This window comes from Legionella dresdenensis (assembly GCF_042649825.1).
GTDB lineage: Bacteria > Pseudomonadota > Gammaproteobacteria > Legionellales > Legionellaceae > Legionella_C > Legionella_C dresdenensis.
On the sequence record NZ_JBHSAB010000020.1, the window covers coordinates 56,658 to 69,552 of the forward strand.

The window sequence follows — 12,895 nt, forward strand, 5'->3', positions numbered from 1 at the left end:
TTTCGTTAAAAATACCAGTGAAGCTGCGCCACAAGAGTGTTAATATATAAATGAGATTGGTTTAAATAATCAGGCACAGCCCGGTTACGGATAGAACCATCACCAAGCCCCACATGCCCCAAATCAGAAAACACATATCCAACGCCCACAGCAACATTCGGTAATATTAAGGTGTCTATACCTAAGCCAAGCATATAGCTTAAAGACGAATTGTTATGATTAGAAAAATCCGGTGTGACAGTCAAATATCCAGGCACTGTTGTGCTAAAATTCTTAGCCTTATTATACGCACCGCCAATGCCGGCAGTAAGATAAGGATAAAACTTTTCATGCCACTCACGCTGCACTTTGACTTCGGCTAATAATTGCGACATTTGAATGGTGTATTGATAATTAGCGCTATAAAACGGTGGAAAAATCCCTTGTTGTAATGTGCCCTTCACATCCCTTGAGCTTAGCTGATGATAACCTAATCCAATAATAATGCTATTTAAAGAATCAAATACCAACCTGCGACCAAGTGAAACGCCATATCGCGCGAAGGAAGAATTCTTTTTATCAGGAGTGTAATTAAAAGTACTATAGCCAAGTGGAAACGTGACCGTGCGACTTAATTGATTAGTTTGCGCAATGCCTGCATCTAATCCTAATACAACCCGCATATCCTGAAGGTTTCCCTCCTGCGCATTGCAATAAGATGGAATTAAGAAAAAGAATAACAAAAATAAAATAAATTGGCGATTCAATTTATGTCCTTATAAATTTAAACTTCCAAATGGAATGAAGTGTATGATTATAAAGATTAGCTTCCAAAATAGCTATAGCAAACGCAGCCGGGTGCAAATCATAGGACCGGAACCCTGATTTCATTTCGTTTCACCCAGGCTATGATACTTTTATAGATTTTTTGAAGATTTTATTAATCTTTGCATTATTAACAAGTTATACTATAAGCTTCATGTTATTTCATTACAATTAAATTTCAATCAGCAACTGTCCAGCATTAGGAAAATCCAAAAACAAAGAGAGGGTTATATATGTATGATAAATCGGCAATAATTACAGGCGCGAGTAAAGGGATAGGCAGGGAAGTTGCAAAGCATCTGGCACGCAAGGGTTACAATCTTCTATTAATATCGCGTTCTAAAGAATTATTAGCGGAACTCCAACAGGAACTGAAGGAAATTAATATCAATTTAATTGTTAATATCGCGGCTATTGATGTTTATTATGCAGGAGAGGTTAATCTAGCTATTACTAATTTTTATAAAACAACTAACTCAGTTGATTTATTATTTAATAATGCTGGTTATGTAAAAAGAGGAACTTCAGATATTGATCCAATCGAATTATCTACAATGATAAATTCAAATCTCATAGGCGCTATTGATATGATCAGGGCAACGGTTCCTTTGATGAAAATTAAAAATTCTGGCTACATCATAAACGTAAGTTCCAGAAGCGCCGAAACACCAAGAAGTTTATTAGGTGGTTATGCTGCTACAAAAGCAGCTCTTCTGGCCTTTAATGAATCCTTATACAAAGAAATGAAAAATACTAACATCAAAGTGACAGCACTTTGTCCTGGCCTTGTTGATACTGAAATGACATCTGATGTGAAAGAGGATAGAAGTAAGCTAATTAAAACAGCGGATATTTGTGCCACAATTGATTTTTTATTATCTTTATCGCCTGCTGTAGCGTTAAAAAAATTGTCATTTGAAAGCATTGTTCAGGTCGGTGGTTATAGCTAATTAATCCTCTGCTCACTGCCATTAAATTAAAAAAATTTGTCAGACCCGCGAAGGGCTCCATTCATTAAACAAGGTAAAGAGCCAACTTGAGAAATAGTCTCTTTCGCAGGAATGACAAAATCCTTAACTTAATGACAGTGCTCCCCGGCTACGATAATTAACACCCTTGTGGTTCAGATAAATAGCATGTTGACATTTCAGAGAGTAATAATATTGGGCAGGTATTGAGTTTAGGTATTTGCACTTGTGTTTTAGAGACAAAACCGTATTTTTCAGCATTAGAGATGAAAGAAAACAAGCCATCAAAATAACCATCAATATTCAGAAATCCAATAGACTTATTAAAAACCCCTATTTTAATAGCATTCCAGGTATCAAAAGCTTCTTCTAAAGTGCCTAAACCGCCAGGCATCACTATAAATGCATCTGCTTTTTGTTGCATCAGGATTTTTCTCTCTTGCATGCTTTTTGTAATAATAAGTTCATCTAGCGATGTTAATGGTTTTTCCAGGGCCAAAAGACTTTCCGGGATGATTCCTGTTACCTTTCCTCCTGAATCCATTACACTGGTTGCTAACAGCCCCATTAAACCCAGGCTGGAACCGCCATAAACCAAACGAATATCAGAGCAAGCTATTTGATTTCCTAATTGAATCACAACGTCTTTAAAGAGCGTGGAGTTACCACATTTTGCCCCCAGATAAACACATATTGACTTCACATTCATCACCAAAAATTAAAAGCAAAGAATAATCTATAACTACTTTATTTAATATATGTAAAATAGCGGGCTCTTAGTATATGTATCAACCCGTTTGATAGGAGATGAAGGTGATTTATGACGTTTATCAAGAACAATGCCCTTCACGGATCGTTTTAGAGATTATCAGCGACAAGTGGGTAATTTTAATCATCCAATTACTCGCAGAAAAAAGCCATCGCTTTGGCGAATTGCAAAGAGCAATTGGCGGTATTACAGCCAAGGTATTAAGCGCGCAGCTCAAAAGGCTGGAATCCTATGGGTTAGTCATTCGTGAAGATAAATCGGATTTGATATTACATGTGGAATATTCCCTGACGTTATTGGGTATAAGCTTGAATAAAGTTTGTCAAGCTATTACACAATGGGCAGAGAGTCATATCGATGATCTTTCAGTAGTGTGCACTTAAAAGAATTATACTTTTATAAATATTGTCCAAACCACTTTATCAAGGTATCTTCACCCAGACTATCATAGATATAGGATAAATAGAGAGTCAGCTCTTGTTCATAGTTTTCATCAAACCGGGAATCATTTGTATCGGTTATTGGATCATGATGAAAAAAATTACCATTAAGATATTCATTGCAGAAGTCATGATAATCTCTGGTAAACAAAAGAAAAGTATGCCACATATTATCAATGTCAACCATCTCGGAATGCATCACGCAAGAAAAATTCAGTGACTTATTATCGGGATTATTGTTTATTTCAAACTTGTGTTTAAAACAAAGCCAAACAAATTTCATTAATTCTGCTAAAGCGTCTTCTGCTTGCATTTGGGCACTTGGATAATCTTGACAATATCTGGAAATGACCTTTGTATTTTTATAAGACAGTAATGTATTTAAATCAGGTAAGTACATTATTCAGCCTCCAAAATGAATGCATCATATTTACCGTATGATGCATCTTTGATTACCCAATGCATGTTCCAGGCCCGCAATACCCTTTACTTTTTGCTGAAGTTTTTTCTTTAACAATTTTTTTAATAATCTTGTCTTTCATAGTATTTCCCTTTATTGAGCAATAATGCTTAATGAGAATATAGAGAAATTTATTTATCCGTCAATTAGTTACCAGCTGGTAACTATTCCAGGGAAACGTTATGAATGATAGAAATTGGGCGCACTATTATAAAATTACGAAGCAGATCACCTCACCACGTAAAACCCTTCTAAAAGCTATCGAAATTTTTAGCAACCGGAGTAAATCCACTCATACTAAAGCAGCAATTGATCTTGGGTGTGGTTCGGGCGCTGACTCCATTGAACTTTTAAAACATGGCTGGTCAGTACTCGCCATTGATTATCAGGCCGAAGCAATATCAACTTTATTGTCTTTATGTCCGCCATCCCTTCAAAATAGATTAGACACGAAAGTAATGCCATTTGAATTGTTGACGTCTCTACCACGAGTACAATTAATCAATGCAAGTTACAGTCTTCCTTTTTTAAGGGAAGATAAATTTTATTCAATATGGAATACCATTGTAGACACCATGCATCAAGGCGATATGTTTGCAGGAACTTTTTTTGGAATAAATGATGGTTGGAATAGCTCTAAAAACTTGGATATGACGTTCTTTAATCATGACGATTTATCAAATTTACTCTTGCCATTTGAAGTAGCATTTCTTGAGGAAGAAGAAATTGATAAGACCGATGCATTGGGCAATATTAAGCATTGGCATGTGTATTCTGTTGTAGCCGAAAAATGTTAGTATTACGAGCGTGTTACAGTATCCTATAATCCAAATTGGCCAAACATTTATGAACCCTAAAATTCAAGTACGTCGTTATCAAGATGGTGATGCAAAATTTTTAAGCCAAATTTATTTCAACACCATACATACTGTGAATGCTAACGATTACACAAAAGAACAGCTAGATGCATGGGCTCCATGGTCTTCAGTACAAGATTATGGTGGGTGGCAAGAAAAATTAGAAAAAACTCAACCGTTTGTTGCGCTCATAGCCGATAACATAGTGGGCTTTGCAGAATTTGAGCCAAATGGTCATATCGATTGTTTTTATGTCCATCACGAGTTTCAGGGATCTGGTATTGGCAGCGCTCTCATCCATGAAATTGAGAAAGCAGCCGTAGATAAATCAATTTCTCGCGTCTATGCAGAAGTTAGCATTACAGCAAAACCGTTTTTTGAGGCCAAAGGGTTTCACGTTGTAAAACAACAGACTGTGACGATTCGTGGTATAGAGTTAATCAATTTTGTTATGGAGAAGCATTATAAAAATTTAAGATCCTTATCAGCAGACGATATTCCTATTCTCGTTGGTGCGTTTAATGCTATTGGGTGGAATAAGCCCTCTTCATTATTCGAGCAGTATTTAAAAGAATCAGAGACCGGCGAGCGGTTGATTTGGGTAGCCTTTATTCATGATCGGTTTGCTGGATACATTACCTTGAAATGGCAATCACAATATGAGACATTCGCAAAAGACCACATACCTGAAATCATAGATTTGAACGTGTTGCCGCCTTTTCGGAGGGTTGGAGTGGGTTCAATGCTTCTTGATATTGCAGAAAAAGAAGCGGCCACTAAAAGCGAGCATGTTGGTATTGGTGTAGGACTTTATGCGGGACACGATGGTGGTTATGGTAGCGCTCAAAGACTTTATGTCAAGCGAGGATATATTCCTGATGGTTTAGGAGTAACCTATAACTACAAGCCAACTGTGCCAGGGCAATCATATCCTTTAGATGATGATTTAATTTTATGGTTCACAAAAAAATTAAATTAAAATTTGCATTCGATGTAAAATATATTTACATTTTTTAAAGCTGTAAAATTATATGATCAGTTATTTGCGTTATAGTGTATGTAGTATACTTTGTATCAATTATATCAATACCTATGCTGGAATAATACCGGCGATTATGATTCCAAATACAAAAATAGACTCTGCTTATCTTTGAAATAGCGACCGCTCTATTATGGAGAATTGATTACGCGAATGGCGGATGTTTTTGGGATGGGTATGATTTAAAAACGAGTGGATCGCATCATTATAAATACCGTCATGGGTTTCACTTTACTCGTGTTAAACATAATATCTTTGATGTGTTGGAGCCCCCACTTAGAAATATTGTGACAAAAAAGGGACAATATGATTATGAATACGAGTCTGTTGCCGCCCATGGGAAAACTATATTTTGGAAGTTAAACAATAATTTTTTAAAAGCAACCGGAAATAAAGAATGGCAATAAACCAACTGATTGGAGGGCTGGTCAGTCTATTACTTCTACCAGTCTCCGTTGCGCAACCTCCTTTTGAAGTATTAAGATCCTGTGTTGATGAGAAACCTTATAATAATAAGATCACTATTGACACCAAAGAAGATGGAGTTTATGCAGGAACCCAAGAAAAAGATTGTGAAGAGCCATTTGAAGTAAATTTTGACAATAAAATGTATGGTTTTGTAAGATGTGCAGATATACCCTATTTAGTTGTTAATAGCCAAAAAATTAATTTAGAAAAAGCAGAAAATAAGTCGGTTAACTCAGAAATTAAACCAGGCACGCTTTATCCAACCGATACATCATGGTCAAAAATTGAATTTAAAGATCAATCGTATTTATGCTTAAATGGACCAATTTCACGCTCAGGAACAGGATCAAATATTGGTCAATATTATATTGTAGAAAATGCATTCTTAAATAACGTAATGCCCACCATTTATTATTATTTTTTCAATAAAGATATTGTCCCAATAACAAGTAATAATTAATTATACTTTATCAAGGAGCAACTACACTCGTTTAAGCACCTTTAGAGCTAAAACGAGCACAGATTGCTTCTATTCGATTAGATACATTTCTCTCAGGACTCTCTACTTGCGCAATCATTCGTCTGGCTAATTTGGCTAAAACCGGATTTGAATTTTTATAATAAGGCAACATAATTAGTGCTATTGATAATGACCATCCACGCCCTCTTCCCGACAGACAATATATTGACGATATTACTTTATTTGAAAGGTGGTGGGGAGAAGATAACTTGTGCTTATTAAGAAGAGGTTTTGGGATATTTATATTAATTCCCACTTAAACAGAGATAATTTCTTGAATCGAAGTGTAAACCTCCCATATTTAGGATGCCACTAAATATGGGAGGTTTACAAACAGTATAAAGCGTTTAATTCGCTCTCGCTTCAATCTCTATTTGTTTTTTATAAATATCAAACGGATTTTCGTAATAACGCATACTACGATATGAATACAAAGCACTCCAACTAAACAAGAATAGTAAAATTCATCTCTAGCATAAATTGAAAAATAATTTCTATAAGCTAGCAGATTGATAGCGGTAATTACAAATATAATGAGATAAAATATAAAGAAAGTATATTTTTTATGATGTTGTTCTAAAGCTATTGCAATAATTGAATATATTAGGGAGTAGATGATTCCTATCAGACTAAAATAATATAAAGTAAAAACCCACCATGACCTAATATCTACATTAGAATAATGAATTAAAAAAGAGAACATTTCAGCAGCAATAATACTATAAAATATTAAAAACAAATCTCTTCTAAATGCCTCTATTTTATTTGTATGTGCTTTTCTAATTAGAGGTAATGTATTGTATGACCAAACGCATATTCCAATGATAAGCGGTAAGGTTAAGCTTATATCTTCGAGCCTTATTACATTAAAATGGTTATTTATTAAAACGAATGCTGTATATATATTAATTAAATATATGGAATAAACATTAAAGTATTTAATTAGTTTTAAATGAGGGGCAGCCATAATTTTATTCCTCCGAAATTAAGGCAGAGTATTACGCTTAACCCTCACTGTAAACCTCCCATATTTAGGATGCCACTAAATATGGGAGGTTCCATAAAGACTTGTCCATAACGTGATGTATATCTAATTATAGTCTGCATATGTAAAAATTTTACAGATAGTTAGAGTGAATAAGTTCTTGAAATAAGAAGTGAAAGCAATGCTTGAGCGTATTAAAAAACCCTTTGAGAGCCCTGTTAATTATAAAAGTATAAAAATTCATTATAAATCAATAATTTATATGGTTGAGAGGCGGCGGCTATTTAACTTGCAATATAATTATTTGATTTTTAATGCATTTGCTTTTAATAAATTTTAATATACCCCCCAGCAACATCTCTTATCTTTAATTTATTATAATGACATGTCGATATAATATTAAATTATCGACATATTATAAGAATATGTTTATACCATCGACACATTCCAAAAACATGTCGATAAAATTTGAAAATATCGACACATTGTCTTGACATGTATACCACATCGACATATCCTTAAAACATGTCGATAAAATGGGAAAATTTAAACATGATAAAGATTGATGTAACTAAAGCATACAATGAATTGCCTGCACTGCCTCCTAAACAGGATATAGAAACTAAAAAAATACTGAAAGTGTGCATTGAAGCACGTGCGTCCCTAGCAGAACTGAGAAAAGCAGCAGAAATGCTACCAAACCAAAGCGTTTTAATAAACTCTTTGCCTTTGTTAGAAGCTCAAGCAAGCTCAGAGATCGAAAACATAGTGACAACAACAGATAAGTTATTTCAATATGCCAATAGCAGCTCTGAGACTAATATAGATCCAGCTACAAAAGAGGCTTTACGTTACAGAACTGCTTTGAGAGAAGGCTTTGAATCTATTAAATCTCGACCATTGAATACAGTCTTAGCAGAGAGTTTATGTTCAACCTTGCACGGCGTTGAAATGACCGTAAGAAAGGTTCCAGGAACAACTCTATCTAATCAGACAACTGGAGAAATAATTTATACTCCTCCTGAAGGAGAGGCGCTTTTAAGGCAAAAGCTTCACAATTGGGAAGTATTTTTACATGATCAAAATGATATTGACCCATTAATAAAAATGGCTATAGGACATTATCAATTTGAAGCAATCCATCCATTTACAGATGGAAATGGTCGAACGGGGAGAATTTTAAATATATTGTATTTAATCGAGCGGGAACTCTTAACTATACCTGTTCTTTATTTGAGCCGTTATATCATCAAGAATAAGAGGGAATATTACCAATATCTCTTAAATGTCACTTTAAAAGATGACTGGGAATCTTGGATTATTTACATGTTAAATGCAGTCGCAAACACATCCCAATGGACTTGCAATAGGATTAAGAACATTGTTGGTTTAATGGAAGAAACTGTGGAGTATGTAAAAAATAAACAACCTAAAATATATTCAAGAGAATTGGTCGAACTCCTTTTTGTACAACCCTACTGTAGAATTTCTAATGTAGTAGATGCAGAAATAGTAAAGAGACAAACTGCTGCCGAATACCTGCAGAAGCTAGTCAGTGAAGGCATTTTGAAAGAACTAGAAATTGGAAGAGAAAAAATATATATCAATACAAGATTTATGCAAATCTTATTTAAGGACTCTGATTAAAAAGTAATACAGAATGTAGTTATAGTTAATAATGTTTTAAAGGCTTAAATAAACAGGTCAAAGATATGAGGACAACAGTATCAATTGAAAAATTCATAAAAAAAATTCCAAGAGGAAGGATTTTTTTTGTGGGCTCAATTTATAAGAAATATCCAACTAAGCTTGTACAACGTGTTTTATTGCGGTTAGCAAAAAGCAATGACGTGGGTACTATATCTCGTGGTATATATTTTAGACCTGAAAAAAATCGCTTGCTGCCAGGTCGTCCAATTCCGCCAAGTACAGATAAAATCATTGAAGCTGTTTCTAAGAAAACAGGTGAGACAATAACAGTTCATCCTGCTGTAGCTTTGAATCAGCTTGGTCTTAGTACGCAAATTCCTGTTCACGCAATTTACTATACGACTGGTCGCTCACGTTATATCAAAATTAATGGTGAAAATAGAATTAAACTTGTGCATGTGAGTCCTAGAAAAATAGTCATGCCAAATACAGTAACATGTCATGTGGTTAATGCCTTGTGGTATGAGGGGAAGGGATATTTAAAACCACGAGTAGTTAAGAAGCTTCATGCTCGTCTGAAGGATGAATATTTCAACGAGGTTTTAATGCATCTTGATAAGATGCCAGCATGGATGCAGAAAGTGTTTATTCGTTACCAGAACATGCAACCTGATGACCCAGAATTACAAGAAGACCCTAATGAGTATTGGCAGGGCTAAGCTCCAAAACCGGCCAGATATGGGGGTATTCCTATGATTATTCGAAATAAACTCTAATTTAATCAAGGAAATGATTAAAGTTTAATATTCATTTGCTGCCAACTTTTTTTGATTTTAATAATACCAATATTTTTTGTGAAGCAATTTGCCTTTCTCTTACACGCCCAGAACGAATAGCATCAATTAGTGTCAATAAGTCATAAAATAACGGATCTGGATGCTTTGCTACAGATTCAGGCACTGAAGAATATAATGGCTTGAGGGCAAGGCCACGCTCCTCTCCTTCGCCATATGGCCATACAGGGATAGGATCAGTACCAGCAACAATCTGATCGCTTAAACTAGGTGCAGCATAACTAGTAGGAATACCACGAACTAGCTCGCCTAATTTAGCAGGAAAGATATACTTTAATCCATGAATAAAAAACTCTTCACAAGCCTGAATAATGGGTTGCGGCTTGGCCGGGGGGCAGTATGGTGTAATTAACCCTACTGCCACTAATCTCTTGAATGCACTATTGATTTGAGAAGGACTCAAACACAATTCAAATGCAATACTATTTTGAGACTAGTTTTTGTCTGTTTGGTAAGCTAACAGTTTGGCCAGAACTACGTGTCTTGTGATTTAATCATTGAGCACCACCCTTTATTCCATATTCTAGAATTTAGAATAAAGAATGTTTTTAGTCAACTATATACCCTATTGCAAGATTTGCCATCAAAGCATACTCCTGACCAAATTCTTGGCTCAAAATATCCTCAAAGTTAGATAAAGAAGATAAACAGTAACCTACCACCAATAAATCTAAATGTGGTAAATCTTTGTGTTCAATTCTATTTCTTAGCCCAATTAAGAGGTTTAAATTTTCTCGCTCCGGTGTTGTATATTCCCCCAATATAAATCGCAACATGCCTTGAGACTAATGTATTTTTTTTCTCCATCAATCTCAATGTAATTACCATTTTTATCTTTTTCAAAAACATCGATACCTTTTTTTAAAAAAATTGAGAGAAATAGGGCAGTGAAAGCTATCGTCATATTTACAATATAGCCATATGTCTTCAGCTTAAAAAGCGGATTGTTGTAAACTCCAACTGCTAACATTGCAAAATCTTTCGCTTTATTAATTAATTCTATTTGTTCTGAATTATTTTGGTGTATAGCCAACTTTTGGCTATGAAGAGACAGGAATTCATCACTAGTTAAAGAAGACATCCCTATTGAACTATACTCTCCCCCAGTCGATTGATTGAGAAGATGATGCCAGCGTTTCGATACATAAGTTTTACAAGTTTCTATTTTCCAACCAGTAAAATCAGCTAATTCTCTAAGAGTAAATGATTGGCCGGATTTTTCTTTTATACAAAAAAAATCAAATGCCAGCTTAACTTTATCGTAGCGAACCATAAAATTTCATCCATCTGGATATGCTACATATAAGTATAGGCATTTATTGCTCTAGCAAATCGCATATGATTACTATCCAATTAATGAAGTTAGATTGCAGCAATACTATCAACCAAAAGATCATTCGACCAACCCACATGTTCTTCTGTTCGCGAACAGCGAACACCTGTGGTATACTTCATTTATGCTATTTAGAGAATAATGCCATGTTAAAGTCACAAGATTGCGTCGTATTAATAAAACTATTAGCAAATATCGGTAGAGACCTATCCCAGCGTCAATTATCCACTGCATTGGGGATTAGTCTAGCTGAAGTTAATGCAGGCATAAAGCGACTAGAGGAAGCGGGATTATTAAGGAAAGACAAACAAGGCAAACTTTTCCCTAATGTTCATGCCGCAGAAGAGTTTTTAATACACTCACTCAAGTTCCTCTTTCCAGGAAAATTAGGTGAATACACTAGAGGCACTCCCGCAGCAATTGCCGCCCCTATTTTTCGCGATAAAATCGCATTGGGTAATGATCCTATTCCCGTTTGGCCTGATGCAATGGGGGAGGAGCGTGGTGTAGCGCTATTACCTATTCACCCTAATTTATCAAGAACTTTAAGAGCGAACCCTGACTCTGCTTTCCATGAATTACTCGTCTTAATTGATGTCATGCGCTCGGGGCGCCCCCGTGAGCGCAACCTGGCAGCAGAACTTTTGAAGGAAAAATTAAATCATGCTGGATAATAATGTGAAATTGGCGAATCTAAGAATGTTAGAGTTTGTCGCAACAAAATTAGGTGATATTCGAAACGATGTTGTTTTCCTTGGAGGATGTACCACAGGGTTATTCATCTCTGATCCTCTAGTACCAGATGTGCGCTATACGCTTGACGTCGATTGTATCGTGGATGTTATTTCCAGAAATCAATACTACCAGTTAGAGAAAAAACTTAACAAACAGGGCTTCAAGAAATCCATAACGGAAGATGTTATTTGCCGTTGGTTTTATGATGATGTCATTCTTGATGTAATGCCTACTGATGAATCAATTTTAGGATTTGGAAATCGTTGGTATAAACAAGCAATTGAGTTTTCAAACCTTTATCCATTGACTGACAATCTTGAAATTCGAGTTGTTACAGCCCCTTATTTTTTAGCCACCAAATTTGAAGCCTTTAAAACAAGAGGCAAAATGGATTTTTACGCCAGCCATGATTTTGAAGACATCGTATCAGTCCTAGATGGAAGGCTTGAAATAGTAGATGAAATCAAAAATTGTGATTCTATCCTACAAGAATATTTGATTAATTCTCTGCGAGAAGTCATGCTTTCTCCATCATTTAAAGGAGCTATTCCTGGACATTTTGCTCAATACGGAAGTATTGCCAATGATCGCATTGAGTTACTCGAACAAAAACTAACATCCATACAGAGTAAGTAACATGAAACTTGCATGGTTAACCGATGTTCATTTAAATTTCCTTGATGCAGATGAACGCAAAAAATTTTACCAAGAAATTATTAACACCAAATGCGATGGTGTATTGATAAGCGGTGATATTGCAGAAGCGCCTAGTATCAAAAATATATTAACTGCGTTTGCTACTCTTATTAAAAAGCCGATTTATTACATTCTTGGCAATCACGATTTTTACCGAGGTCAAATAGACGCCGTACGCAACGAAATGACAGCCTTAACTGAATATAATGAGTATTTATTTTGGCTTCCTGCTTCCAAAGTTATGCAGCTAGTACTATTTCCATTTAATTTTGACATGTAGCATTGTCTAATGTATTTACAGATTAAATTTATTTAAG

Annotated in this window: 15 protein-coding genes and 1 pseudogene; 10 read left to right on the forward strand and 6 right to left on the reverse strand. The window is 35.2% G+C overall.

The features are described from left to right. Positions 1–5: 5 nt before the first annotated feature. Positions 6–662 carry an outer membrane protein gene (locus ACFORL_RS08610; protein ID WP_382343066.1) on the reverse strand — a complete coding sequence of 219 codons (657 nt, stop codon included), beginning with the start codon at positions 660–662 and terminating at the stop codon, positions 6–8. A gap of 375 nt (positions 663–1,037) precedes the next feature. On the opposite strand from ACFORL_RS08610, the gene ACFORL_RS08615 reads away from it, so the two are divergent. Then, entirely contained in the window at positions 1,038–1,754 is a 717-nt protein-coding gene (locus ACFORL_RS08615) for an SDR family NAD(P)-dependent oxidoreductase (RefSeq protein WP_382343068.1), read from the forward strand. 157 nt (positions 1,755–1,911) lie between these two features. On the opposite strand, the gene ACFORL_RS08620 is transcribed toward ACFORL_RS08615, so the two are convergent. After that, entirely contained in the window at positions 1,912–2,475 is a 564-nt protein-coding gene (locus ACFORL_RS08620; RefSeq protein ID WP_382343070.1) for an LOG family protein, read from the reverse strand. Between the two features lie 110 nt (positions 2,476–2,585). Here ACFORL_RS08620 and ACFORL_RS08625 point away from each other — a divergent pair, with 110 nt between their 5' ends. After that, entirely contained in the window at positions 2,586–2,924 is a 339-nt protein-coding gene (locus ACFORL_RS08625) for a winged helix-turn-helix transcriptional regulator (protein ID WP_382343072.1), read from the forward strand. Between the two features lie 13 nt (positions 2,925–2,937). Here ACFORL_RS08625 and ACFORL_RS08630 read toward each other — a convergent pair whose 3' ends face one another. Continuing rightward, complete coding sequence (locus ACFORL_RS08630) at positions 2,938–3,294, reverse strand: hypothetical protein (RefSeq protein ID WP_382343074.1); 357 nt, start codon at positions 3,292–3,294, stop codon at positions 2,938–2,940. A gap of 329 nt (positions 3,295–3,623) precedes the next feature. Here ACFORL_RS08630 and ACFORL_RS08635 point away from each other — a divergent pair, with 329 nt between their 5' ends. The 3 genes from ACFORL_RS08635 (at position 3,624) to ACFORL_RS08645 (ending at position 6,265) form a co-directional block, all read left to right on the forward strand. Further along, positions 3,624–4,238: a class I SAM-dependent methyltransferase gene (locus ACFORL_RS08635; RefSeq protein ID WP_382343076.1), complete on the forward strand. Its 615-nt coding sequence runs from the start codon at positions 3,624–3,626 to the stop codon at positions 4,236–4,238. A gap of 49 nt (positions 4,239–4,287) precedes the next feature. Further along, a complete protein-coding gene (locus ACFORL_RS08640) occupies positions 4,288–5,277 on the forward strand; it encodes a GNAT family N-acetyltransferase (RefSeq protein WP_382343078.1) in 990 nt (329 codons plus the stop codon). Between the two features lie 457 nt (positions 5,278–5,734). After that, a complete protein-coding gene (locus ACFORL_RS08645; protein ID WP_382343080.1) occupies positions 5,735–6,265 on the forward strand; it encodes a hypothetical protein in 531 nt (176 codons plus the stop codon). Positions 6,266–6,695: 430 nt separating this feature from the next. Here the strand turns inward: ACFORL_RS08645 and ACFORL_RS08650 are convergent, their stop codons facing one another. Continuing rightward, positions 6,696–7,292: a hypothetical protein gene (locus ACFORL_RS08650; protein WP_382343082.1), complete on the reverse strand. Its 597-nt coding sequence runs from the start codon at positions 7,290–7,292 to the stop codon at positions 6,696–6,698. 570 nt (positions 7,293–7,862) lie between these two features. Here ACFORL_RS08650 and fic point away from each other — a divergent pair. Together fic and ACFORL_RS08660 are read left to right on the forward strand one after the other, a co-directional pair. After that, entirely contained in the window at positions 7,863–8,957 is a 1,095-nt protein-coding gene (fic, locus tag ACFORL_RS08655; RefSeq protein ID WP_382343084.1) for a protein adenylyltransferase Fic, read from the forward strand. A 65-nt stretch (positions 8,958–9,022) separates the two neighbouring features. Next, on the forward strand, positions 9,023–9,679 hold the full coding sequence (locus ACFORL_RS08660; RefSeq protein WP_382343086.1) for a DUF6088 family protein: 657 nt from the start codon (positions 9,023–9,025) through the stop codon (positions 9,677–9,679). A gap of 88 nt (positions 9,680–9,767) precedes the next feature. Here ACFORL_RS08660 and ACFORL_RS08665 read toward each other — a convergent pair whose 3' ends face one another. Together ACFORL_RS08665 and ACFORL_RS08670 are read right to left on the reverse strand one after the other, a co-directional pair. Beyond that, positions 9,768–10,178, reverse strand: a complete 411-nt coding sequence (locus tag ACFORL_RS08665; RefSeq protein ID WP_382343087.1) for a hypothetical protein — start codon at positions 10,176–10,178, stop codon at positions 9,768–9,770. 184 nt (positions 10,179–10,362) lie between these two features. Continuing rightward, positions 10,363–11,087 (reverse strand): annotated as a pseudogene (locus ACFORL_RS08670) (DUF3644 domain-containing protein). Between the two features lie 65 nt (positions 11,088–11,152). Here ACFORL_RS08670 and ACFORL_RS08675 point away from each other — a divergent pair. The 3 genes from ACFORL_RS08675 to ACFORL_RS08685 are packed head-to-tail and all read left to right on the forward strand — an operon-like array spanning position 11,153 to position 12,858. Beyond that, a complete protein-coding gene (locus ACFORL_RS08675; RefSeq protein ID WP_382343089.1) occupies positions 11,153–11,821 on the forward strand; it encodes a winged helix-turn-helix transcriptional regulator in 669 nt (222 codons plus the stop codon). Then, complete coding sequence (locus ACFORL_RS08680) at positions 11,811–12,518, forward strand: hypothetical protein (RefSeq protein ID WP_382343091.1); 708 nt, start codon at positions 11,811–11,813, stop codon at positions 12,516–12,518. Before ACFORL_RS08675 ends, ACFORL_RS08680 begins: the two co-directional genes overlap by 11 nt. A gap of 1 nt (position 12,519) precedes the next feature. Continuing rightward, entirely contained in the window at positions 12,520–12,858 is a 339-nt protein-coding gene (locus tag ACFORL_RS08685; protein WP_382343093.1) for a metallophosphoesterase family protein, read from the forward strand. Positions 12,859–12,895: the final 37 nt, after the last annotated feature.

Excerpts from the sequence above, each read along its gene's own strand:
- ACFORL_RS08675 (WP_382343089.1), top strand. The coding sequence starts at position 11,153 with ATGATTACTATCCAATTAATGAAGTTAGATTGCAGCAATACTATCAAC.
- ACFORL_RS08640 (WP_382343078.1), top strand. The coding sequence starts at position 4,288 with ATGAACCCTAAAATTCAAGTACGTCGTTATCAAGATGGTGATGCAAAA.
- ACFORL_RS08615 (WP_382343068.1), top strand. The coding sequence starts at position 1,038 with ATGTATGATAAATCGGCAATAATTACAGGCGCGAGTAAAGGGATAGGC.
- ACFORL_RS08635 (WP_382343076.1), top strand. The coding sequence starts at position 3,624 with ATGAATGATAGAAATTGGGCGCACTATTATAAAATTACGAAGCAGATC.
- ACFORL_RS08685 (WP_382343093.1), top strand. The coding sequence starts at position 12,520 with ATGAAACTTGCATGGTTAACCGATGTTCATTTAAATTTCCTTGATGCA.
- ACFORL_RS08645 (WP_382343080.1), top strand. The coding sequence starts at position 5,735 with ATGGCAATAAACCAACTGATTGGAGGGCTGGTCAGTCTATTACTTCTA.
- ACFORL_RS08660 (WP_382343086.1), top strand. The coding sequence starts at position 9,023 with ATGAGGACAACAGTATCAATTGAAAAATTCATAAAAAAAATTCCAAGA.
- fic (WP_382343084.1), top strand. The coding sequence starts at position 7,863 with ATGATAAAGATTGATGTAACTAAAGCATACAATGAATTGCCTGCACTG.
- ACFORL_RS08680 (WP_382343091.1), top strand. The coding sequence starts at position 11,811 with ATGCTGGATAATAATGTGAAATTGGCGAATCTAAGAATGTTAGAGTTT.
- ACFORL_RS08630 (WP_382343074.1), bottom strand. The coding sequence starts at position 3,294 with ATGCAAGCAGAAGACGCTTTAGCAGAATTAATGAAATTTGTTTGGCTT.
- ACFORL_RS08610 (WP_382343066.1), bottom strand. The coding sequence starts at position 662 with ATGCGGGTTGTATTAGGATTAGATGCAGGCATTGCGCAAACTAATCAA.
- ACFORL_RS08650 (WP_382343082.1), bottom strand. The coding sequence starts at position 7,292 with ATGGCTGCCCCTCATTTAAAACTAATTAAATACTTTAATGTTTATTCC.